Origin of the sequence: Pseudooceanicola aestuarii, assembly GCF_010614805.1 — a bacterium.
Lineage (GTDB): Bacteria > Pseudomonadota > Alphaproteobacteria > Rhodobacterales > Rhodobacteraceae > Pseudooceanicola > Pseudooceanicola aestuarii.
The window spans coordinates 1,779,723-1,802,441 of sequence record NZ_JAAFZC010000001.1 but is presented as its reverse complement, the minus strand read 5'-3'; the positions used below and the strand labels follow the sequence as shown (position 1 = coordinate 1,802,441).

Here is a 22,719-nt window from a genome sequence, read left to right as displayed (position 1 = left end):
CATCAAATCTCCGTCTTCCGGGCCGTGGCCCGGGGGCTGGACCCTATCGCTAGCCCCTGACCCGCCTTGAGGCAAGGGGCCGCAAGGTGCGGAACCCGCGCCGTGGCCGCGACGGCACAGGCGGAGGCTGGCGGATCGCACCGGCGGGGTTGCACCGGATCCTACCACATGCTGGCGGCGGCGCGGTCGGGCCAGGCGGCATCGTAGCTGGCACCGTCGATGGCGCCGCTGGTCATCTCTTCGAGGATGGCACCGACGCCGGGCAGATCGCCGCTTGCATCCTCCCCCGACCAGAGACCTGCGCGCATCACGGCACGGGCACATTGGGCGTAGACCTCCGCGAGGCGGATCACGATCACGCTGCGCGGCAACCGTCCGTCACGATCGAACCGCGCCAGCATCTCCGCATCCGCCGTGATCCGCGCCTGGCCGTTCACCCGCACCACGTTGTCCGATCCCGGCACCATGAACATCAGCGACACCCGCCCGTCAGCCACGATGTTGCGCAGGCTGTCCATGCGGTTGTTGCCCCGCCAATCCGGCAGCAGCAGCGTCTGCGCATCCCATTCCTGCACCACGGGCCGGTCGTCGCCGCGCGGGCTGCCATCCGTGCCTTCAGGCCCGACGGTGGACAAGACGCAGAACCGCGATTGCAGAATCCACTTCCGGTATAGCGGGGTCAGCCGGGGCGCCACCTTGTCCAGCGCGGCGCGACCCGGGGTGCCATAAAGCGCCTCAAGCGCCGGGATCGTGTCCAGGTATTGCATGTGCGGGGAACCCTCCTTCGGTCATCAAGCGGTTCGAGGCCGTCTCCACCCGCAGGCGCAATTCGGCGGTGAACCGATCCAGCGGCAGACCCGGCGGGATCGGCTCCAGAAATTCCACCACCGCCAGCCCCGGCTTGCGCAGGATGCCCTGGCGCGGCCAGTACAGGCCCACGTTGGTCGCCGCCGGCACACAGGCCTGGCCGGTTTCGCGGTAGATCACCGCCGTGCCGACCTTGTAGGGCATATCCACACCGGGCGCGACGCGGGTGCCCTGCGGGTAGATCACCAGTTGCCCGGCGGGCGCGTCACCGCGCGTGACACCGGCCATCATCTGGCGCATCGCCTCCGCCCGGCGCCCCCGTTCGACCGGAACACAGCCGATGCGCATGGCGAATTGTCCGACGATGGGAACGTATTTCAGGCTGGCTTTCATGATGAATTTCGGCTTGGGCACCACGCTGACGATCAGGATGACGTCGAAAAAGCTTTGATGTTTCGACCCGATGACGACCTCGTCTTCGGGGATCGGGCCGCGCACTTCCGAGCGCAGGCCCACCATCCAGCGGGCCGACCAGCGGACATAGCGGCAATAGGTGCGTACCGCGGCATAGGCGCCGTTGCGATGGGCCAGCGCCCAGGGGGCGAAGAAACAGGCCATCACGGCCATCACCAGATACATCTGCACCACGAAGAACAGCGACCGCAGCCATTGAAGCGCCACCATCATGTCAATCCCCTGAGAATACGGCGCGCCGCGCCACTGGTGGCCAGGTAGGCCACGCCCCCGGCCACCGGCGGCAGCACCAGCGGCCACAGCCAATGCGCCCCCCTGAAGCCCAGGCCGGTGAGAAATCCGCCTTCGGCCTGGGCGGCGGGCAACAGCAGAATCGCCCCCATCCCCGCCAAGGTCCCGATCAGCGCGCCGGTCAGCGCACGCAGGGTGAACCGGCGGACAAAGGCGGCGGCGATGAAATGATCCGTCGCGCCCACCAGCCGCAAGACCGAGATCACCTGAGCATTCGCCGCCAGCGCCGCATTGGCCGCCAGCGTGATCATCGCCGCCATCGCCGCCCCGATCAGCAGCAGCGACAACAGGCCAAGCGCCCGAATCCGCGTCGCGGCCCGCACCAATGGACGGCGCCACCGGGTGTGGTCGTCCAGGATGGCACCGGGCACCTCGGCCTGAAGACGCAGGCGCAGGCCCTGGGGATCAAAGCCGGAACGGGCCTCGACCACCTCGATCAACTGCGGGACCGGCAGGCTGTCCACCGGCACGTCGGGGCCAAAGAACGGCTCCAGCAGGGCCTGCTGCTCCTGGGAACTGAGCGCGCGGGCGCTGGCCACTCCTTCGGTGGTCTGCAATACGCGCAGCGCGGCGGCGGTCTGGGCCTCCACCTGGTCGGAGGGGGCAGATATCCGCACGGTGGAGCTGCGCGCCAGCTCTGACCCCCATTGCTGCGCCAGCCGCCCCGTGGCCAGCGACAGGGCCAGCGCGAAGACGGCGAGAAAGGTCATCACCGTAGCCGCGAATACCGTCAGCCGCGCGGTGAACCCGGTTGGCGGAACCACCCGGTCGGCATGGGCATCCCCCTGGAAGAACGCGCGGATCGCGGCAAGCAGGCGGGTCACAAATCGGCCCCGGCCAGTTGCAACCGGCGGTTGGCGATGCGCAGCACCCGCGCCTGGACGCGGGTCTTGGCGGCCCGGATCAGGGATAGGTCATGCGTGGCGATCATCACTGTCTTGCCCATTCGGTTCAGCTCGATCAGCAGGGTCAGCAGACGCTCCGACATTTCCCAGTCGATATTGCCCGTGGGCTCATCAGCCAGGATCACGTCGGGGGACATGATGACCGCGCGGGCCAGCGCGGCGCGCTGCCGCTCACCGCCCGACAATTCCGGCGGCAATGCATGCATCCGCCGGGTCAGCCCGCACCAATCCATCAGGTCCTTCAGGTTCTGCGCCTCCGACGCGGGCGCCCGGCCCGCCACCATCAACGGCAGGGCCACGTTCTCGGCCAGCGGCAGGTGATCCAGGAACTTGCAATCCTGGTGCACGACGCCGATCCGGCGGCGCATCATCGCCACCTCGTCGCGGTCCATCTCCCGCAGGTCACGATCGAACAGCAGCGCCCGGCCGGCTGTGGGTATCAGCGCGCCATAGCACAGTTTCAGGAACGTGGTCTTGCCCGCGCCCGACGGGCCGGTCAGGAAATGGAACGACCCTGGCGTCAGCTTCAGGGAAATGTCGCTGAGAAGCTCCCCCCCGCCGTAGCTGTAGGCCAGATTGTCCAGTTCGATCACATCGCGCCCCTTGCTTGCGCGTTCCTTTTGCATCACCCGCAGGCGGCGATCAATCGCCGGAGCGTGCCGCGATTGCACTTTTCCGCCGATTACTTACAACATATGGTAGCCAAAGGTGGCCGTTCAGGGGGCCGCCTGGAACGGGGAAACGCATGCGACTGACCTGCCCGAATTGCGGCGCACAATACGAGGTTCCCGATGGGGTCATTCCCGAGGATGGCCGCGATGTGCAATGCTCCAATTGCGGGGATACCTGGTTCCAGGCTCACCCCGATGCAGAGCAGGCCCGCGCCGCCGCCCCCGATCCCATCCGCCCGACCCGCCCGCGCCAGGACCTGCACGACAGTGCCCGGGACAGCGCGACCGCCCGTCCAGACGCACCTGACAACCGCCCCCGCGCGGAGGCGGAGCGCCCCGTCCCGACCCAGGGAGAGGCCATTCTGACCGACGACCCGGCACCGGGGTTCGACGCTGCGGCGGATTACGATCAGGCAACCGACCACCCGGCCGAGGCAAGCGCCCGCCCCGCCACCACACCGCCACGCGCCTCCCCCGATTTCAGCTTTGAACCTTCGCGCCGTTCGGACGCGCCCGCACCGCCGTCGCAGCATTACGACGATGAAGACGGCGACGAGGCGCTGACCGCCGCCACCCTGACCGCGGCCACCGCCGCACGCCGGCGCAAGATCGACCCGGCCGTCGCCGATGTCCTGCGCGAGGAGGCGGAGCACGAGCAGAAGGTTCGCAACGCCCACGCCGGATTGGAAAGCCAGCCGGAGCTGGGCCTGACCACCGGTGACAGCGGCCAATCCCGACGGGAGCGCGAGGCCCGCGAACGCACGGCCCGCCTGCGTGGCCAACCCGATCCCGATACCGCGCTGGAGGATGACGCCACGCGCCGCGAAATGCGCAAGGCCGGGGAGGCCAATGCCTCCCGCCGGGACTTGCTGCCCGATATCGACGAGATCAATTCCACGCTCCGTTCCGCCTCGGAGGCCGAAGAGGATATCGAGGCCCCCTATCGCGACGAGCGTGCCACCCGACGCGGCTACCGGTTCGGGTTCTTCCTGGTGCTGTTTCTGGCCGCGGCCGGGCTGGGCGTCTATGTCTTCGCAGAGGAGATCGCGGCCCGCTTCCCGGCGACCACGCTGATCCTCGACAGCTACATCATCGCCATCGACGAGGGGCGCATCTGGCTGGACCGCATGGCCCGACGCGCGGCGCAATGGCTGGAAACCAAGTCGCAAAGCATCAGCAGTTGACCTTGGCCCTGGCCTGGGCCTGCCCCTGGCTTGCCCCCATTGGCTGGCACTGACCCCGTGCGGGCCGGCGCGGTGCCAGGACACGCACGCAGCGATTCACGACATTCCTGAGGGGCGAAATCGCCTTCGAACAGCTGACCCGATGCGAATGCGGAGAGAGAAACCGGTCCGCGCGGCGGGTCAGAACCTGTCCAGCAGCCGTTTCAGGTAGTCACGTTCGACATCGGGGCGCGTGCCCTCGCCCGACCTGCGGCGGATCTCGTCCAGCAGATCCTGCGCGCGCCGGTAGACGTCCTCCCCTTGCAGCATCTCCGCCTCGTTGCCGGTGCTGCCGGTCGAACCGGAATTGCGTCCCAGGGGGTCGTTGCGCTGGCCGCCTGCCTCGTTCTGCGCCTGGCCCTGTTGGCCGCGCATCTGGCGCTCCTGCTCTGCCACCGCCTCCCCGATATCGCGCATCCCTTGCCGCAGGGCCTCCATCGCGCGGGATTGCTGGTCGATCGCCTCCGCCAGATCGCCGTCACGCAGGGCCTGTTCGGCGCCCCGCATGGCGCGGTCCGCGTCCTCCAGCGACTGGCGCGCCCGGGCCCCCGGTTCCGTCCCGGCGCCGGGCAGGCTGCCGCGCTGCCGCTCCAGCTCCTGACGCAATTCCTGCTGACGCCGGGCCAGATCGTCGCCCTGTCCGCCTTCGCGGTCGCCGGACCGGGCGCGGCCATCCCCCCTGCCCTGCTGTTCGGAATTGCGTCCCTGGCCCTGCCCTTCGCCCTGCTGGTTGCCCTGCTGGCCGGAATGCTGCTGGCCCTGACCCGCACCACCGCTGCGCCCCTGGTTCTGCGAGGATTGGCCGCGTTGTTCGCCATCGGGGTTGAACTGTTCCTGAAGATCGCGGAAGGCCTCGTCCGACAGGCCCTGTTGTTCGCGCAGCGTCTCGTTCAGCTCCTCCATCGCCTGTTCACCCGGCGATTGCGGACCGCCAGGCCCGCCCTGGGTGACCTGCATGTTCTCCATCAGCTGCTGCAATTCCTCCAAAGCCTGCTGGGCTTCAGCCATCCGGCCCTCCTCCATCAGTTCCTGGATGCGATCCATCATCCGTTGCAGATCGTCCTGGTTCATCCGCATGGCATTCTCCATGTCCATGGGCTGCTGATCGGGGTCGCCTTCCGCATCTTCTGCCTGCTGACGGGAAAGCTGGCGCATGTAATCCTGCGTGGCATCGCGCAGATCCTGCATCAGCCGGGCGATCTCGGCGTCGCTGGCGCCGCGTTTCATCGCCTCCGACAGGCGGTCCTGCGCGCGTTCCATCCGCTCCCGCGCGTCGTCGACATCGCCGTCTTCCAGCAGCAGAGCCAGATCCCACAGAGCCTCGGCAATCTCGCCCAGCTGGTCGTCGTCCAGCGTGGTAAAGGTCGCCAGCGCATCAATCCGGCGCATCAGGACACGCAGCCGAAGGTAAGCCGTCTCGTCCCGGAACAGCCCCTCGGGCCGCCAGGTCATCGCCTTGAGAACCTGGGCGACACGCCGCGCATTGTCGCGATTCCACAGCAGATCGCGGCGCATTTCCACCAGCGCGGCGGCCACGGGATCAAAGAACCGACGTGCGGCCAGATCGGTGGTCAGAGCCTCGGCCTGGCCGGTCTGATCGGCGGCATCACGTACCGACAATTCGATCGTCACCGGCAGGTTGGCCCAGGGGTGCTTGGAAAAATCCTCGACCAACGTTTCGCGAAAGGCGGTCCTGTCGCCGGCGATGGGCATCGGCAGCGGGATGCGCAGCGCCTCGCGTGGCTCGGGCGCGAGGGCAAGGCCATGGCGCCGGTCAACCCGGTCGAGTGCCAGGGTGATGACCGCTTCGCCCGCCGTGACGCCGTAATCGTCCTCCGCCTCGAAGGGCAATGTCATCTCCCCACGGGCGGAGGCGCGCGGCGGTTCCACCGCCGAGACATCCGGTACGGCGTCCGGGGTCAGCCGTACGTCCCAGGCGCGCCCGCCAGGGCCGTCGATGGCCAGCCGTCCGTCCTGTGCCAAGGTGAAATCCTGCGCCTGATCAGTTGGCGACAGGTCGCCGATGCGGCCGGAAACGCTCTCCTCCACCGACAGGTCATCGCCGCCATAAAGGCGCAGCGTCACGTCGCTGCCCTGCGGCGCGGTCAGGATATCACCCGTGATATCCGCAAGATACAGCACCGGCAGGCCGGTGTGCGGCGGCGGGGCGATCCACCCCTCCCACGTCGGGCCGGAGGCCAGGGCCGCGCCACCGCCCGGCGCCATGTCGCGCACTGACCCGACGCGCAGGAAAGAGCCGAACAGAAGCGCCACCATGAACAGCAGCAGCGCCACGTAGCGCAGGCCGAACGGATCCCGCGTGGCAAGTTTAAGATCCGGTTCAACCGGACGGGCCTGACGTGCGCGTTCTGCCATCCGGGCCTGGTGCGCGCGCCACAATTCCGCCGATCCCGCATCCGCGCCGCCAATGGCAGGCGCATCGGCAAGTGCCTGTAAAGGCGAACCTTTCAGAGAGGCATCAAGCCGTTTCAAGGCCTCGACCCGGCGCGGCCAGCGAAAGCGTCGGGCGCCGCGAACGACAAAGACGATCGCCGCTGCCAGGATCAGCGCACCCAACCCCCAGACCAGTTCGACAGACGACGCGTCCTGCACCCCCAGCATCAACAGCGCCAGCACGACAAGCGACAGGGACCACAACGGCCAGAAACACCGCGCCAGCCGTTCGGCCAACATGCCTGTCCGGGTCAGGAAAAGCGGAAGCCGCAGGCGGCGGAGAATCTCGGCAAATTGCGTCTGTTCAGGCATATCCCGGTCCAACGGCCGGACGCGGGCACCGCGTCACAGCCATGGGGGAATGGTATCGCGTTCGATGATCTCTTCAAAGGAGGGTCTCGCCCGGATGACAGCGAATTGATCTTTCTGAACGAGAACTTCCGGGATCAGCGGCCGGGTGTTGTATTCCGAGGCCATCACCGCGCCGTAGGCCCCGGCGGACCGGAACGCCACCAGATCCCCGGCCCCCATCGGCGGCATCATCCGCCCCCGCGCGAAGGTATCGCCGGATTCGCAGACCGGTCCGACGATATCGAAGGGGCGCTGCGCGACGCCTGCCACCGGCTCCATCACCGGGACGATATCGTGATGCGCGTCATACATGGCCGGGCGGATCAGATCGTTCATGGCGCCGTCGAGGATCAGGAAATCGCGGCCCTCCCCCTCTTTGAGGTAGATCACCCTGGACACCAGGATGCCTGCATTGCCCGCGACAAGGCGCCCCGGCTCGATCTCGATCTCGCAGCCCTTGTCGCCCAGGATCTCCTTGATCAAGGCGCCGTATTGCAACGGCAGTGGCGGGGCCTGGTTGTCGCGCAGGTAGGGGATGCCTAACCCGCCGCCCAGGTCCAGGCGCAGGATCTCGTGCCCGTCGGCGCGCAAAGCGTCGGTCAGGTCCGCAACCTTTTCAAAGGCTTGGCGGTAGGGTTCAAGAGACGTCAGCTGCGATCCGATATGGACGTCGATCCCCACCGCGCGCAAGCCCGGCAGAGCGGCGACGCGGGCATAGACCTCGCGCGCACGGGTGATCGGGATGCCGAACTTGTTCTCGCTTTTGCCGGTGGCGATCTTGGCATGGGTCTGCGCATCCACGTCGGGGTTCACCCGCACGGTCACCGGTGCGACCACGCCCAGCGACAGGGCAACTTCGTTCAGCGCCTCCATCTCCGGTTCCGATTCCAGGTTGAACTGCCGGACGCCGCCTTGCAGGGCCTGACGCATTTCCGTCCGGGTCTTGCCCACGCCGGAGAACACGATCCGCTCTCCCGGGACGCCGGCCGCGATGGCCCGGGCATATTCCCCGCCCGACACCACGTCCATCCCCGCGCCCAGCTGGGCCATCAGGGTCAGGATCGCCTGGTTGCTGGCCGCTTTCATGGCATAGCAGATGAGATGCGGCATGCCGTGCAGCGCTTCTTCGAACAGCTGGAAATGGCGGGTCAGCGTTGCCGTGGAATAGCAGTAGAACGGCGTGCCCACGCCATCGGCAATGTCGCGAACCGGCACATCCTCGGCATAGAGTTCGCCATCGCGGTAAAGGAAATGGTCCATCGCCTGCCCTCTGATCTGGTTGGCCCTTTACGGGCGTGCGGTTCCTACACCGATGGGCGAAAAAGGGGAAGGGTGCGCGATCAGACCGGGCGGCTGCGCAGGAAGAGATAGAGCGGCAATCCGCAGCCGACCCCGATGAACATGGTTGCAGGGATGGCCAGAAGCGCGATCCAGTTGCGGCGCAGTGCCACTTCGGCCAGGATCCAGAGGGTCAGCGCAATCGCCGCGATCATCAAGTCCCAGACCAGCCCCGTGGTGGCCGCATTGACCTGCCAGGCGGTCAGCAGCCCGGCGAGGGACCAGCCCTGGTCCGCGAACCAGGTGACGAGCCAGGCCATCGGGTGAATCGCCCCCCAGATCGCCAGCGCCAGATAGGCCATCCGCAACACGGGCATCCTAGAAGGCAACGCCAAAGCTGGCCTCACCCGAGAGGCGGATGCCCGATCCCGTCTCCCCGGTCACGTCGATGCCCAATCCGCGCGGCGGCAACCGATGCGACGGCGGGGTGCTGGGCGCCCCGCTCGCGCCACATCCGGCAAGGGCCAGAAGGCTGATCAAGGTCAGAGCGTTGACAATCGTTCGGTCCATGCTGCCACCTGTTCACGCACCCGTTGAGGTGCCGTTCCACCGTAAGACATACGCGAGGCAACGGAATTTTGCACACCCAAAACGCCGAAAACGGCCTCGGTGATCTGCGGATGAACCGCTTGCATTTCCTCCAGCGTCAGGTCCGGCAGGTCGCAGTCGCGCTGCTCGGCCCGGGCGACCAGCGCTCCGGTCACGTGATGCGCCTCCCGGAAGGGCAAGCCCAGCACCCGCACCAGCCAATCCGCCAGATCCGTCGCGGTAGAGAAGCCGGAGCCCGCCGCGGCGGCCAACGCATCGCGATTGGCCTCCATGTCGCGGACCATGCCGTCCATCGCGGCCAACGCCAGCATCAGGTTGTCGGCCGCATCGAAAACCTGTTCCTTGTCCTCCTGCATGTCCTTGGAATAGGCCAAGGGCAGCCCTTTCATCACCGTCATCAGCGCAACATTGGCCCCGAAAATGCGCCCGATCTTTGCGCGGATCAGCTCCGCCGCGTCGGGGTTCTTCTTCTGCGGCATGATAGACGAGCCGGTGGAGAATCGGTCGGACAGGCGGACGAACCGGAACTGCGCCGAGGACCAGATCACCAGTTCCTCGGCAAAGCGGGACAGGTGCATCGCACAGATCGAAGCTGCGGCCAGGAATTCCAGGGCGAAATCCCGATCACTGACCGAATCCAGCGAATTGGCCGTCGGCCGGTCGAAGCCCAGGGCCTGCGCCGTCGCATCCCGATCGATGGGAAAGGAGGTACCGGCCAGCGCAGCGGCCCCCAGAGGGCATTCGTTCATCCGCCGCCGGGCATCGGCAAAGCGGGAGTGATCGCGGGAGAACATCTCGACATAGGCCATCATGTGGTGGCCCCAGGTGACGGGTTGGGCCGTCTGAAGATGCGTGAAGCCTGGCATTACCCAATCTGCGCCCGCCTCCGCCTGCGTCAGCAAGGCGTGGATCAGGGATTTCAGCCCGGCCATGGCCGCATCCGCCTGGTCTCGCACCCACATCCGGAAATCCAGCGCCACCTGGTCGTTGCGCGACCGGGCCGTGTGCAGCCGCCCCGCCGCTGCGCCGACCAACTGGGTCAGACGCGATTCCACGTTCATGTGAATGTCTTCCAACGCCGCGGAAAACTGGAATTCCCCGCTGTCGATCTCTGACAAGATCGTGAGAAGCCCTTCCCGGATCGCCTCCGCGTCTTTATCCGTGACGATGCCCTGCGCCGACAACATCGCCGCGTGGGCGCGTGAGCCTTCGATATCTTGCGCCGCCAGCCGTCGGTCAAACCCGATCGAAGCATTGATCGCTTCCATGATCGCATCGGGTCCTTCGGCAAAGCGGCCGCCCCACATCTGGTTCGCGTCGGTCTTGGTCATGCAGTCATCCTTCGGAGGGAACATGAAATTTCTGGCACCCGCGCTCGTCTATACGGGGCTGGCCCTCGGCGCAATCTCGGCCCAGGCGGAAACGCCCGACATCACACCCATGCTGACCGGAGAAATGAAGAAACTGGCTGTACATTCCAAGGCCAAACCCCTGGCAGACGTAGCATGGCAAGCCCCGGACGGCACGGCGCGCCTGTCGGAATATCGCGGCAAATGGGTGTTGCTGAATTTCTGGGCTGTCTGGTGCGCCCCGTGCAGAGAAGAGATGCCCACCCTCGCCGCATTGCAGCAGGCAGAGGAAGGGAGCGATTTTGCCGTACTAACCCTCGCCACCGGCCCGAACCAACCCGCCGCCATGAACAAGTTCCTGACAGAGGCAAACGCAGAAAGTTTGCCCCGATATCGTGACCCGAAAAGCGAACAGGCCCGTGCGGCCGGCGTCTTCGGACTGCCCGTCACCGTGATCGTCAATCCGGAAGGAGAAGAGATCGCCCGACTGATCGGGACCGCAGATTGGAACAGTGAGGAAGCGCGCAGCCTTCTTGCCACGCTGCGCGCCGCCCGGGGATAGGCGTCAGCGCACCGATGGTTGGCCCATCTCGGCAATACGATCATGGCAATGACACCCCGCAAGATGATCATTGACCAGGCCGCAAGCCTCCATGAACGCATAGACAATGGTCGGGCCGACAAACCGGAACCCCTCCTTCTTCAGGTCTTTCGATACCCGCTCCGACAACGGAGTGGCCGCAGGCACCTCCGCCTGGGTGGAAAATCGCGGTTGAAGCGGTGTATCGTCAACGTAACGCCAGAGATATTGCGAAAACCCTAACCGCTCCTCGATTTCCATGTAGGCGCGCGCATTTCCGATCGTCGCCTCGATCTTCCCACGATGCCGGATGATGCCCGGATCGGCCAGCAGGCGCTGGATGTCTTCCTCGCCCCAACCGACGATGGTTTCAGGGGCGAAGCCGGCAAAGGCAGACCGAAAATTTTCCCGCTTTTTCAATATGGTTATCCAGCTCAACCCGGCTTGAAAACCGTCGAGGACCAGCTTCTCCCACAGGGCACGCCCATCGCGTTCCGGCACCCCCCATTCCGTGTCGTGATAGGCCCGATAAATCGGGTCATCGCCGACCCAATCACAGCGTGTCGGTTCGTTCGAATGCAAACTTTAGCCTTCCGTTAACACCTGTTCGGGCACAGTCACACGAACAGAACCACAAGGGTGGCGCGAATGGGCAGTCCGCACAAGAATCTCTCTGATATCTCCCGAAACGAAGGGGATCCGCTAACATTTGCCGTGGCCGCACGCGACAGTGAGACCGTAGCCATGGTTGCCCGCGCCGTTCATCATCGCGAGTTCGCATTGGCATATCAACCCATTGTCCAGGCCGGAAAAGATCATCCAATCGCTTTCTACGAAGGTCTGATTCGGGTCTACGATGCCACGGGGAGGATCATCCCTGCTGCCGAGTTCATCGACGCAGTGGAAACGACGGAGATCGGGCGCCGCATCGATTGCGCCGCACTCGATCTGGGGCTGCAAGCACTGCACGCCGAACCCGGCCTGCGCCTTGCCATCAACATGTCCGCTAGGTCCATCGGATATCCACCTTGGATGCGGATTCTGAAGCGCGGCCTGATGCGAGACGAGACAATCGGCGAACGGTTGATCCTGGAAATCACCGAACATTCCGCGATGCTCGTGCCGGAACTCGTCGTATCCTTCATGCGAGATCTTCGTCGGCAAGGCGTCTGTTTCGCTCTCGACGATTTCGGCGCGGGCTACACATCTTTCCGATACCTGCGGGATTTTCTGTTCGATATCCTGAAACTGGACGGCCAGTTCATACAGGGAGTCGCGCGCAACCCGGACAATCAGGTGCTGACGCGCGCCCTGGCAGCTATCGGACAGCAATTCGACATGTTCACAGTGGCAGAAAGCGTGGAACGGGCCGAAGATGCCCTGTGGCTGGCTGAAAACGGGATAGACTGCTTGCAGGGATACTATTTTGCCGCGCCGACGATTCACCCACCATGGGAGGCAAGTGATGACCTGACCGAAGCCTCCTGACCCTCGGACCGTTGAGACATAGGGCCGGATGAGCTAGAAATCCGCCATGGAGGCGCGGGGAGAGAATTTCACGCGCCATTACTGCTGGAGTTTCGTCATATGACCAACGTTGTCATCGCATCGGCCGCACGTACGCCCGTCGGATCCTTCCTTGGCGCATTCGCCAATACACCCGCCCACGATCTTGGCGCCGCAGTCCTGGCAGAACTTGTTGCGCGTGCCGGCATCGACAAAAGCGACGTGTCGGAGACCATTCTCGGCCAGGTTCTGACTGCCGCACAGGGCCAGAACCCCGCACGCCAGGCGCACATCAACGCCGGCCTGCCTATCGAAGCGGCGGCCTGGAGCATAAACCAGGTATGTGGCTCGGGTCTGCGCGCCATCGCACTTGCCGCGCAACATATCCAACTGGGTGATGCTTCCATCGTCGCTGCGGGCGGCCAGGAAAGCATGTCGCTCTCCCCTCATGCCGCGCACCTGCGGGCAGGTCACAAGATGGGTGATGTGAAATACATCGACACCATGATCAAGGACGGCCTCTGGGATGCCTTCAATGGCTATCACATGGGGCAAACCGCCGAAAACGTGGCAGAAAAGTGGCAAATCAGCCGCGAGGCCCAGGATGAGTTCGCCGTCGCGTCCCAGAACAAGGCCGAAGCTGCCCAAAAGGCCGGGAAATTCACCGACGAAATCGTGGCTTATACGATCAAGACCCGCAAGGGCGAGACCCTTGTCGATCAGGACGAGTACATTCGCCACGGCGCCACGATCGAAGCCATGCAGAAATTGCGGCCTGCCTTTACCAAGGACGGATCCGTCACCGCTGCAAATGCCTCTGGCATCAATGACGGCGCGGCCGGCGCTTTGCTTATGACTGCGGACGACGCCGAAAAACGCGGGATCGAACCCTTGGCGCGAATCGTCTCCTACGCGACCGCAGGTCTGGACCCGTCGATCATGGGCGTCGGGCCGATCTATGCCTCGCGGAAGGCACTCGAAAAGGCAGGTTGGAAGCCCGAAGACCTCGACCTTGTCGAGGCGAACGAAGCCTTTGCCGCGCAAGCCTGTGCCGTGAACAAGGACATGGGTTGGGATCCCGCGATCGTGAACGTCAACGGCGGCGCCATCGCGATCGGCCACCCGATCGGCGCCTCCGGTGCCCGGGTCCTGAACACGCTGCTGTTTGAAATGAAGCGGCGCGGCGCGAAGAAGGGACTTGCCACATTGTGCATCGGTGGCGGAATGGGTGTCGCCATGTGTGTCGAACGCCCTTGAAGACATTATCGCGGCAAAGAGGGCGGCCCGCGGGTCGCCCTTCTTGTATCAAGCGGCCCGATATGCCCAGTTCAGCTGAGTATTGTCTGTGCGGCGCGGCCACGCATCCTGAGCACTCCGACAGCTCGATGCGCAATATTCTTGCGTAGATCTTTATGAATATATAACAGGATTACCAAGCCACTAACATTTGGAGGGAAGCACATGGCACGAACAGCATTGGTGACCGGTGGGTCGCGCGGGATCGGTGCCGCGATTTCGCAAGCGCTGAAAGACGCCGGCTACCAGGTCGCCGCGACCTATGCGGGGAACGACGAGGCCGCCGCCACATTCACCGAGGAATCCGGCATCAAGACCTACAAGTGGAATGTCGCCAGCTACGACGACAGCAAGGCCGGCATCGCCCAGGTCGAGGCTGAGCTGGGGCCCATCGATGTAGTTGTAGCCAATGCGGGCATTACGCGTGACGCCCCTTTTCACAAGATGACGCCCGAGCATTGGCATCAGGTTGTCGACACCAACCTGACCGGCGTCTTCAACACCATTCACCCGATCTGGCCCGGCATGCGTGAGCGGAAGTTCGGGCGGGTAATCGTGATCTCCTCCATCAATGGCCAAAAGGGGCAGTTCGCACAGGTAAACTATGCCGCCACCAAGGCCGGGGACCTCGGGATCGTCAAATCCCTGGCGCAAGAAGGCGCACGTTTCGGGATTACCGCCAACGCAATCTGCCCCGGCTACATCGCCACCGACATGGTCATGGCTGTTCCGGAGAAAGTCCGCGACAGCATCATTGCACAGATTCCGACCGGACGCCTGGGCGAGCCGAAGGAAATCGCGCGTTGTGTCACCTTCCTTGCGGCGGATGACGCGGGTTTCGTCAACGGGTCGACCATCACGGCCAATGGCGGGCAGTTCTTCGTCTGACTATCCCGCGTGGCTAACAATGCTCTTCGGGCCGCACCTACCAGGTGCGGCCTTTCCCTTGCCCCAAGATCCTAACGCACGTCACGTTAAGGCCACGTTAGCAGAGTTCAGAAAATCATCTTCTCCACCGCGTCCGGATCGCAAAAATGCGCAGGGCTGCCAACAAGGAGCGTGAGATGGGGCTATTGAACCAACATGGTTTCAACCGGGCAAAGGATCAGAATGGGATTCCGGCGCCGCATGCCAGGCTGATTGTCCGGCACAAGGAAAATGGACAATTGGCGCAGCTTTTTGCCGATGCCAATCTGACCCATCTGCACGCGAACCCTCTAATCGCGGATGCGGAGGGTATTTTTGCCCTGTGCCATCTGAACGAGGGCGATTACCATATCCAGATCCTCGCGGAGACGGGCCAGACGACGTTCACTGACACCATTGTGCGGATTGGGGCCACGCCGCCAGCCGGATACCGTCACAGTTTTGCAAGCGTGGCCGCGCTCCGATCCGATAATCTGCTCGCTTACCAGTCCGGCCCGGCCACCCTTTCGGTGAAATCAGGCGACCTGATTGGCGTCCCCTCCCTTGGCCTGATCTATCAAATACTTCCAGAGGATGCGTCCGATCCGGACATCACAACCTTAGGCGGCGCGGCGCTGTGCGCCATGCCCGGACCAGAGGGGAGCTACGATGTACGCGCATTCGGCGCATACGGTGACGGCATCACGGATGACACCGCCGCCTTTATCAAGGCCGCGGCAGAGGGGGGGCGGACCGTGACCATCCCACCCGGGATCTATCGCGTCACCGGCGACAGCAATGCGGGTCAGGCCGCGCCGGGCTCCTTCAACATTCCGTCTGGCACCTCTCTTGTCGGTGCGGGAAACCAGAGTGTGATCATCCCGCATGATCCCAGCGCACGGGGTGCATTCTGTATTGAGGGCGGAACAGGAAGCAGCGCCCCCGGGATGGACCTTGTCCATGGCATAGCATTGAAAAATCTAACTTTCAGTGGAACTCTCCTGACTGATGGACATCTTGAGCGCGCGGGGCTGGTGAATGTCTCCGGCGTTGTCGGCCTGACGATCGAGGCCTGCCATTTTCATGCCCCTCGGGGGGATGCCGTCACCTTGGCCAGCGGGAACAGCAATGCCGAGGCCCATACGCGGCATAACAGCCAAATCACGATCCGCGACTGCACCTTTGACGGCGCCCTCAACGGCGCGGACGGAGGTCGCAACGCCATCACAATCGTCGATGTTGATGGCCTCCTGGTAGAAAGATGTCGTTTCACCACCTGGTCGCGAAACGACATGCCCGGAACGATCGACATGGAACCCAATGCCGCCAACCAGCGCATCCTGAATGTTCAGATCCGCGACTGCGATTTTCGCGATTGCGCTGGGACCCGGGGGCATATCGCGATCGTGCCGGACAACGTGGACAATGGAAATTGTCGCAACATCGCAATCACCGGCAATCATTTTTCCGGCAACAACGGCATCAGCATTTCCACGCATCATTCCGCCGGGAATTTTCCGGAACACCCGCATAATTTCCAAATTCTGCGCAACACCGCCGTGGATATGGAGGACTTCGTTCAGAAAGTGGTCGGACATGTTCACGGCCTCCATATTGAAGATAACGACATCCGCCGCTTGTCGAGCGGTGTGAATCGCATTGTCATCGGCGATGGGACCAACCTCTGGACAGGCGCAGATATTCGCATCGTCAACAATCGCATCAGCACCGGCGCGCCTGTAGCTGTCTCCGTCACGCTGAATTGCCGCGACGTAATCATCGACGGCAACCGCATTGACGGCGCCACGCAGGCCTGCCTTTCCATCGGCAGCAATGTCGCCGCGACCACCAGCGCGCGCATAGTTATCTGCCGCAATCAATGGCTGGGCACTCCCACCAATGGGGCAGTTCAGGCGGAGGGGACGCAGGACGCCACCCACAGCATCTACGAAAGCAACCTCAACCCGAACGGGTTGAGCCACAATTTCCGAGCGCTCCGCACCGATTTCGCAGGAAATACCTTCAATTTCGTGAATGAAACCGCCTTACCCGAAGATTTCCCGCCCGGTGTCAGCCAATTCCGGGTCGAAGGCCGTCCCGTCGTCACAGCCAGCGACAGCGGCAGGATTATCACGACATGCTACTCCAGCCGAGGCCCCGTTTCGTTCCAGCAGTTCATCCCCGACTATTCCCATTCCGGCTACAATGCGCGGTTCGACATATACTTTCGCAAACAAAGCGCCGAAGCCACCTGGACCTCGTGGAAACGGCTCGCGGTCACGGCCTGAACCTACAACCTAAAGGTCATAATATGGCGCGCCATAGTTGCTATATGCTCCCGATTGGGAACTGTAGCCATAGCGCCGCATCCCCTTCGGATCGACATTTGACAGGACCAATCCCGCCAAGGGGATGTCTACCGATTGAAACTGTCGCATTCCCTCGCGCAGCTGGACCGGGGTGGTGCGGTTCCACAGCACCGCGTAGACGACAGCATCGCCGTGGCCGGCGATGACCCGCGCCTCCGGAACCACCAGAACCGGGGGCGTGTCGATAACCACGTGGTCATAAATCCCGCGCGCCTGCGCGATCAAGGCCCCGAAATTCCGGGACGAAAAAAGATCGCCGTTCCGTTCGTCTCCATCTCCTCCGACCAAGACGTCGAAAGAAGGGAACTCGCTGGAAAAGACGGCCTGGCCCAGCTCGGTCTCTCCTCGCAGCGCAGAAAGTAGCCCCGCCCCCGGCCGGACATCAAAATACTCGTCCAAGGTGCGCCTGCGAATATCGCCTTCGATCAGCAGAACACGCCGTCCCAGGCCCGCGAGATTGTGAGCCAGACCGAGGGACAGAGTTGTCTTTCCCTCACCCGGTATGGAGGAAGTGACCGTGATTACTTGCGGATGCTTGTCCTGCCGCGACAATAACAAGGAGGTGCGAATATTACGCACCGCCTCCACTCCGGCGGCGGTGGGGTTATCGCGAAGGTAGCCCGGCAACGCGGCCCTGTCGACGATGGGGAGACGGGGCACCTGGCCGAGGATGGTAAGGCCGGTTGAAGCCTCCAAATCAAGAGCGGAACGAAATCCTGTGACGCCAACCTGCTGAAACCAAATGAATCCTGCGCCTCCCATCAGCCCCAGAATCACGGCCAGCGCCAGGATTAGCGAGCCCCGGGGAGCCACTTTCCGGCCGGGGGCCGCATCGGACAGGATGCGACTGTCGGCTGTTTGCATGCCGATCTGCACGGCTGTTTCCTTGAGACGGGAAAGGAATGTTGCGTGCAGGAGGCGGGTCGCCTCTGCCTCATCTTCCAGTTGATTCAGCCTGTCCAAATCCTCCGCCTGTTCCGTCACCTGGCCTTCCAGCAAAGCCAGAGAGGTTTGGAGTGCCGCCAACTGGCCCTTCTGGCGCTCCAACACCGCAAAACGGGTACCCATGAGCGCCCGCGCCTGTTCCTCCGCGCTGGTATTCGACCGTGGAGAAGCCCCGCCTGTCTCCAACAACGTGGCAAACTCTCCCGCCTCCATCAGCGTCGACAAACGCATGATCTCTGCCTCGGCCCCCAGGATTTGCGATTCGAGGCTGGCCTCCCTCTCCCGCACATCTTTTACCCGCAAGGTTAATGCCTCCAAGGCTTCGGCGGAGATGAGCGTCGTGCTGGACCGCAGCGATCTGATGGCTTCCTGCCGGGCCTGTGCTTCTTCCTCCAGCTCCCTCACCTTGATCGAAAGCCAGTCAACGGCGTGCCCCACCGCGTCGAATTTGACCGCCACCTGATCCTGCAAGTACAGGCGCGCCAGTGCGTCGGCGATCCGCGCCGACTTGACAGGGTCTTCCGTTGTCGCAGAGATGCTGAACAGGAAGGAATTCCGATCGGCCTCCACCGATATCGCATTGCGAAGCCGGTTGGCCGTGGCGCGTATCACTTGCTCTGCGGACGGGCTGTCCATTGGCTCGGACTTTGGCGGCCAAAGGGACCGGAGCGCCCCCCGGATGCCGCGAACCGAGAAGGGAGAGATCTCCCGAATGCGGGTGTTGAACTCCGGATCATCTACCAACCCCTCCGCAATCACAAGCTGCTCCATCAACCTGCGTGAGGTCAGAACTCCAAGCTCGGTGTTGATGGTGGCCTGATCCGCGGAGAGCCCCGAAATCACGCTTTCCAAGTTCAGGACGCTTTGGCTGCGCACCTGAAACGCCATCCGGACGTCGGATGTATATTTCGGCACTGCAATCACCGAGACGTATATAAAAGCGCAGAAAATCGCGGTGGCAACCGTCGAAAACAGCACCCGCCTCCCTCGCCACAGGGTGGCTGCGAGACCCGGAAGATCCAGCTCCCTGCCGAAGCCTGCGGCAAGTGGCAACCGCCGAGCTCCCATATCTCGCCCTGGAATCTGTTCCGGCTCCGCAGCGATGAAAGATGGTGAATGCGTCGTCATTGAAGCAACTCGTGGTTGCGGCCTTTTTCGGCAGACAACGCGCCCGGAACCGGTGCGATTTCCGGTGAGGCCTGCGGTGGCAAGACCGGAATGCTGACCGTTGTTTTCGAGGCCCCGGCGATCCAGGCGCGATAGGCACCGATGACCCGCATTTCGTCGAACTCGCGGACCATCTTCTTGCGGCCGGCCGCCCCCATGGCGCGCCGCGCCGTTGGGGACATCTCGGCGATTTCCGCCATCTTGCGCGCCAGATCGCGGGCGTCTCGATCCCGGCACAGAAGACCCGTATGCCCCGCGTCGACGACGTCGCGACAACCGGGTCGATCCGTCGTAATCAAGGGCCGGCCCATCGCGGCAGCCTCCAGCAACCCCCGCGGCACGCCTTCGCCGTAGGTTGAGGGCAGCACAACGCAATCGGCCCCGGAAATGGCCCGGCGCACGTCATCGGTCGGCCCGAGGTAGCTGACTGCGCCGCTTGCCACCCATTCCTCCATCTGCGCGCGGCTGATGGCATCACGGCTTGCCACGTCCAAAAATCCCACTATTCGGCAGTCGATCGAGGCACCCTGAGCGATAAGGCGTTGGGCGGCATGGACAAATTCCGGCACTCCCTTCTCATGAATCAACCGGGCAAACAGTAGAAAGACGACGCGACGCGACGCTGGCAAAGGGCAAGGCGCGAAACGCCCCAGATCGACGCCCGACCCCGGCAGGCGGACCGCCTGTTCAGGCCGCACAAGACCCAGCTGAATGAACAGCGCGCGATCCTCGGCATTTTGGAAAACCACAACCGGAAGGTGTCGGAAGGCCAGACGATAGAGCCCTTGAACCAGTTTGCGCAACAGCCCACCACGCGTAAAGACCGGCCCGCGCCCACTGACATTCGGGATCAGGGAGACGCCACAGAACCGCGCTGCCAAGGCTCCGTAAATGTTGTTCTTTATCGAATAGCTGAGCACCATGTCCGGGCGCGCCTGACGGAACGCACGCCAGATTTCCAAAAGCAAGCGCCCTTCGGCCAGCGGCGCAGTCCCCTGTGGATCCATGGTTAACGGTCGGAATGTCACCCCCAGACGGCGCAACCTTTCAGTGTACCCATCCCTGGGGGCCAGGACCGTGATCCGGTGGCCGTCGGCCTTCAGGTGGCGGATCAGGCGCGCCCGGAAATTCAGAACATACCAGGAGGAATTAGCTGTGATCAGGACATGCATGGGAGCACCTCGCCCGTTGCGGGCCGGACGGAGAGTTCCGCCCGGCGATTACGTTCAATTCTGTCGTGCAGGATCGGTCCGAATGTGGTGAAGATCAGTAACCAGCACAGCTGTGGATGGCCGTGCAGAAACCATCCTGTTGTCTGGTAGACCAACACGAAGCAGATCACCCAAACGCTTGATGCGAGGAGGAAACTCCGCTCAGGACAGGGGGCAAGCCGGCGCGCCGCAGCGATTCCACGACAGGCGTTTCGCAGCCAGATCGCGACCAGGCTCAGCAGAAGCATCAAGCCCGGTATCCCGGTTTCGGCAAGGGTTCGGACATAGGCGTTGTGGATCTGGTTGACGGGAAAGAACTGCGTCACCCCCAGGGAGCGGGCGAGCACGTCCACATCAGGCCCCACGCTGCCCAAACCGCGATTGATGCCAATGCCCCAAAACGGACTTTCCCGCGCATATTCCAACCCGATCTGGAGCGAAAACAACCGATTATTCAGGGAGAATTGAAAATTGCGAATATTCTGGAACGCCTCCTGCACGTCCCGGGGGAGCAGCAGCAAGATCAGCAATGCCGCCCCAAGGCCGAGGCGCAAAATCGGTGAGCCTGTGCCTATCAGGATCAGCAGCGCGCTTGCGGCCAATAGCATCACCAGCCCGGCCTTCCCCCCTGTCATCAACAGCGCCAGCAGACAAAATGCGGCGGCCAAGCCCCTGCGCTGCAAAAGAAAATAGCAGATCGGGAAAACCAGAACCGGCGTGAAGCTGTCCCCCAGCCAGGCAAAGGCCCGCCGGCCAAGGAAACCGCCTTGCGAGTATTCCCCGATGCCAAGCGCGAAAGAAACCATGATCGACAGGGTGGCGAGGATTGCCAATACCTCCACCCCGCGGGCGAGGGGAGCCATGAGTTCCGAGATATTCCAATGGGTTGCACGCAGGACCCAAAACGGCAGGAAGGCCGCGAGCGTCGCGACCAGGAACTTCAGCCCGAAAGAAAACGTGCCCCCGGGAATCGCAATCTGCTGCACCAGAAGCAACAGCGCATAGGTGCAGGCAAGGGTGATCTCCCCCCTTGGGACCGGCCCCACTCGCCGGTGAAGAAACCAGATGGAGAAAAGGCCCCCGAGGATCAGAACCTCCCAGGCGCGCCAGGGATCGTTGTCCATCGAATAGATCAGCGGCGACAGGAAGAACAAGGTTACCGAGATATCGCCGGGCGTCAGGGGCGTGCCATTCGCGATCGCGGGCCGGAGGATCACGCGGACACCTCGTACCTCTGGCCGCCCGACACGAAGCTGAAGAGCAGGTTTTCCCATTCTGCACAGAGCTTTACCGGGTCAAACTTTCCGGCCACGACCGTCTGCGCACGCCTCCCCAATCGTTGGCGCAACTCGGGGCTGCGGATCAGACGATCCAAAGGCCCGGCCATGGCGGAGGCGCGGTCCGGGCCGGACGCAGCCAGCAGGCCGGTTTCCTTGTCACGCAACACGTCAACGCCTGGACAATCGGCGAAAGCAACCACCGGAAGGCCATGTTGCATCGCCTCCACGGTGACCAGGCCGAAGGATTCGAAGCGGGAGGACAGGGCAAAAATCTCTGCGTCCCGATATTCCGCCGCGATATCCCTGGTTGCGCCGGGGAGGTCCACACGTGTTTCCAGACCATGCGAGGCGCGCATTTCTTCCAGCGCGGGGCGCAGTGGGCCATCCCCCAGAATACGCAAGGTCCAGCCTGGATGATGCGGCGCAATGCGGGCAAAGGCTTCAATCAGGGTTGTCTGATCTTTTTGCTCCACCAGGCGCCCGACATTCACGATCCGGCAAGAGCTGCGCCCCTCCGGTGTTCCCGGCGATACTGGGGGCGCAACGGGGTTGGAGACGGCAATCATCTTGCGTTGCATCGCAGGGGGATAGCTGCATCGAATCGCCTCGGACAGGACCGTCAGACCGGACAGAAACGGCATCGTGGCCAAGGTCACCAAACGTTGCGCAGGCCGACGGACATAGCGGTCGGGCAAGTTATGTTCGCAACCCAGAACCGGAATTCCGGTCCCTGCCAGCGCCAGCCCCAGAGGCACATAGATCGATCTGTTGACCCCCACGGCCACGTCCGGCCGAATGCGCCCGACATGGCGGCGCAGCGCGAAAATCCGCTGCAACGTTTCTGTGGGGCGGGCGGGCCGGTCAGGACGGCCAAGGCCAAGGCCGATCTGCCGCACGCGCGGGTCCAGCGGGTAGAACGGACGCGCGCCGGCCTGGTCCCAGGTCATCACACAGACCTCGTGCCCCCGCTCCGCCAGGAGGGAGGCAAGCAGGCACAAAACCCGTTCCGCCCCCCGGCTATGTCATGCAACGTTTTGATTGCAAAAA

Annotated in this window: 19 protein-coding genes and 1 pseudogene; 6 read left to right on the top strand and 14 right to left on the bottom strand. The window is 63.5% G+C overall.

What is annotated here, in order from left to right:
• Positions 1-161: 161 nt before the first annotated feature.
• The 4 genes from G5A46_RS08615 to G5A46_RS08600 are packed head-to-tail and all read right to left on the bottom strand — an operon-like array spanning position 162 to position 3,070.
• Positions 162-767, bottom strand: a complete 606-nt coding sequence (locus tag G5A46_RS08615; protein ID WP_163849008.1) for a pyridoxamine 5'-phosphate oxidase family protein — start codon at positions 765-767, stop codon at positions 162-164.
• Positions 736-1,494, bottom strand: a complete 759-nt coding sequence (locus G5A46_RS08610) for a lysophospholipid acyltransferase family protein (protein WP_163849007.1) — start codon at positions 1,492-1,494, stop codon at positions 736-738. Before G5A46_RS08610 ends, G5A46_RS08615 begins: the two co-directional genes overlap by 32 nt.
• Positions 1,491-2,396 (bottom strand): cell division protein FtsX, encoded by a 906-nt coding sequence (locus G5A46_RS08605; RefSeq protein WP_239520688.1) that lies wholly within the window; start codon positions 2,394-2,396, stop codon positions 1,491-1,493. The genes G5A46_RS08610 and G5A46_RS08605 overlap by 4 nt, the downstream gene beginning before the upstream one ends.
• Positions 2,393-3,070: a cell division ATP-binding protein FtsE gene (locus G5A46_RS08600; RefSeq protein WP_163849006.1), complete on the bottom strand. Its 678-nt coding sequence runs from the start codon at positions 3,068-3,070 to the stop codon at positions 2,393-2,395. The genes G5A46_RS08605 and G5A46_RS08600 overlap by 4 nt, the downstream gene beginning before the upstream one ends.
• A gap of 152 nt (positions 3,071-3,222) precedes the next feature.
• Here G5A46_RS08600 and G5A46_RS08595 point away from each other — a divergent pair, with 152 nt between their 5' ends.
• The gene (locus G5A46_RS08595; RefSeq protein ID WP_163849005.1) at positions 3,223-4,332 is read left to right on the top strand and encodes a zinc-ribbon domain-containing protein; all 1,110 of its coding nucleotides are present in this window, start codon (positions 3,223-3,225) and stop codon (positions 4,330-4,332) included.
• A gap of 180 nt (positions 4,333-4,512) precedes the next feature.
• Here G5A46_RS08595 and G5A46_RS08590 read toward each other — a convergent pair whose 3' ends face one another.
• The 5 genes from G5A46_RS08590 to argH form a co-directional block, all read right to left on the bottom strand.
• Positions 4,513-7,137 carry a TIGR02302 family protein gene (locus G5A46_RS08590; RefSeq protein ID WP_163849004.1) on the bottom strand — a complete coding sequence of 875 codons (2,625 nt, stop codon included), beginning with the start codon at positions 7,135-7,137 and terminating at the stop codon, positions 4,513-4,515.
• A 33-nt stretch (positions 7,138-7,170) separates the two neighbouring features.
• Complete coding sequence (lysA, locus tag G5A46_RS08585; protein ID WP_163849003.1) at positions 7,171-8,436, bottom strand: diaminopimelate decarboxylase; 1,266 nt, start codon at positions 8,434-8,436, stop codon at positions 7,171-7,173.
• An 80-nt stretch (positions 8,437-8,516) separates the two neighbouring features.
• On the bottom strand, positions 8,517-8,831 hold the full coding sequence (locus tag G5A46_RS08580) for a DUF2834 domain-containing protein (RefSeq protein ID WP_163849002.1): 315 nt from the start codon (positions 8,829-8,831) through the stop codon (positions 8,517-8,519).
• Position 8,832: 1 nt separating this feature from the next.
• The gene (locus G5A46_RS08575) at positions 8,833-9,024 is read right to left on the bottom strand and encodes an argininosuccinate lyase (RefSeq protein ID WP_163849001.1); all 192 of its coding nucleotides are present in this window, start codon (positions 9,022-9,024) and stop codon (positions 8,833-8,835) included.
• Positions 8,997-10,394 carry an argininosuccinate lyase gene (gene argH / locus G5A46_RS08570; RefSeq protein ID WP_163849000.1) on the bottom strand — a complete coding sequence of 466 codons (1,398 nt, stop codon included), beginning with the start codon at positions 10,392-10,394 and terminating at the stop codon, positions 8,997-8,999. Before argH ends, G5A46_RS08575 begins: the two co-directional genes overlap by 28 nt.
• A 22-nt stretch (positions 10,395-10,416) precedes the next feature.
• Here argH and G5A46_RS08565 point away from each other — a divergent pair, with 22 nt between their 5' ends.
• Complete coding sequence (locus G5A46_RS08565; RefSeq protein WP_163848999.1) at positions 10,417-10,974, top strand: TlpA disulfide reductase family protein; 558 nt, start codon at positions 10,417-10,419, stop codon at positions 10,972-10,974.
• A gap of 3 nt (positions 10,975-10,977) precedes the next feature.
• On the opposite strand, the gene G5A46_RS08560 is transcribed toward G5A46_RS08565, so the two are convergent.
• Complete coding sequence (locus G5A46_RS08560) at positions 10,978-11,574, bottom strand: DNA-3-methyladenine glycosylase I (RefSeq protein ID WP_163848998.1); 597 nt, start codon at positions 11,572-11,574, stop codon at positions 10,978-10,980.
• Between the two features lie 66 nt (positions 11,575-11,640).
• Here G5A46_RS08560 and G5A46_RS08555 point away from each other — a divergent pair, with 66 nt between their 5' ends.
• The 4 genes from G5A46_RS08555 to G5A46_RS08540 all read left to right on the top strand — a co-directional run bounded on the left by G5A46_RS08555 (position 11,641) and on the right by G5A46_RS08540 (position 16,988).
• Positions 11,641-12,480 (top strand): EAL domain-containing protein, encoded by an 840-nt coding sequence (locus G5A46_RS08555; protein WP_163848997.1) that lies wholly within the window; start codon positions 11,641-11,643, stop codon positions 12,478-12,480.
• A gap of 99 nt (positions 12,481-12,579) precedes the next feature.
• A complete protein-coding gene (locus tag G5A46_RS08550; RefSeq protein WP_163848996.1) occupies positions 12,580-13,755 on the top strand; it encodes an acetyl-CoA C-acetyltransferase in 1,176 nt (391 codons plus the stop codon).
• A 204-nt stretch (positions 13,756-13,959) separates the two neighbouring features.
• On the top strand, positions 13,960-14,682 hold the full coding sequence (gene phbB, locus G5A46_RS08545; RefSeq protein ID WP_163848995.1) for an acetoacetyl-CoA reductase: 723 nt from the start codon (positions 13,960-13,962) through the stop codon (positions 14,680-14,682).
• 176 nt (positions 14,683-14,858) lie between these two features.
• Entirely contained in the window at positions 14,859-16,988 is a 2,130-nt protein-coding gene (locus G5A46_RS08540; RefSeq protein ID WP_163848994.1) for a right-handed parallel beta-helix repeat-containing protein, read from the top strand.
• Between the two features lie 9 nt (positions 16,989-16,997).
• On the opposite strand, the gene G5A46_RS08535 is transcribed toward G5A46_RS08540, so the two are convergent.
• The 4 genes and pseudogenes from G5A46_RS08535 to G5A46_RS19915 all read right to left on the bottom strand — a co-directional run.
• Complete coding sequence (locus tag G5A46_RS08535) at positions 16,998-19,142, bottom strand: Wzz/FepE/Etk N-terminal domain-containing protein (protein ID WP_163848993.1); 2,145 nt, start codon at positions 19,140-19,142, stop codon at positions 16,998-17,000.
• Positions 19,139-20,353: a glycosyltransferase family 4 protein gene (locus G5A46_RS08530; protein WP_163848992.1), complete on the bottom strand. Its 1,215-nt coding sequence runs from the start codon at positions 20,351-20,353 to the stop codon at positions 19,139-19,141. The genes G5A46_RS08535 and G5A46_RS08530 overlap by 4 nt, the downstream gene beginning before the upstream one ends.
• Entirely contained in the window at positions 20,341-21,609 is a 1,269-nt protein-coding gene (locus tag G5A46_RS08525) for an O-antigen ligase family protein (RefSeq protein WP_163848991.1), read from the bottom strand. Before G5A46_RS08525 ends, G5A46_RS08530 begins: the two co-directional genes overlap by 13 nt.
• A pseudogene (locus G5A46_RS19915) lies at positions 21,606-22,673 on the bottom strand (glycosyltransferase family 4 protein); the annotation flags it as partial. The gene G5A46_RS08525 and the pseudogene G5A46_RS19915, both read right to left, overlap by 4 nt.
• Between the last annotated feature and the right edge of the window lie 46 nt (positions 22,674-22,719).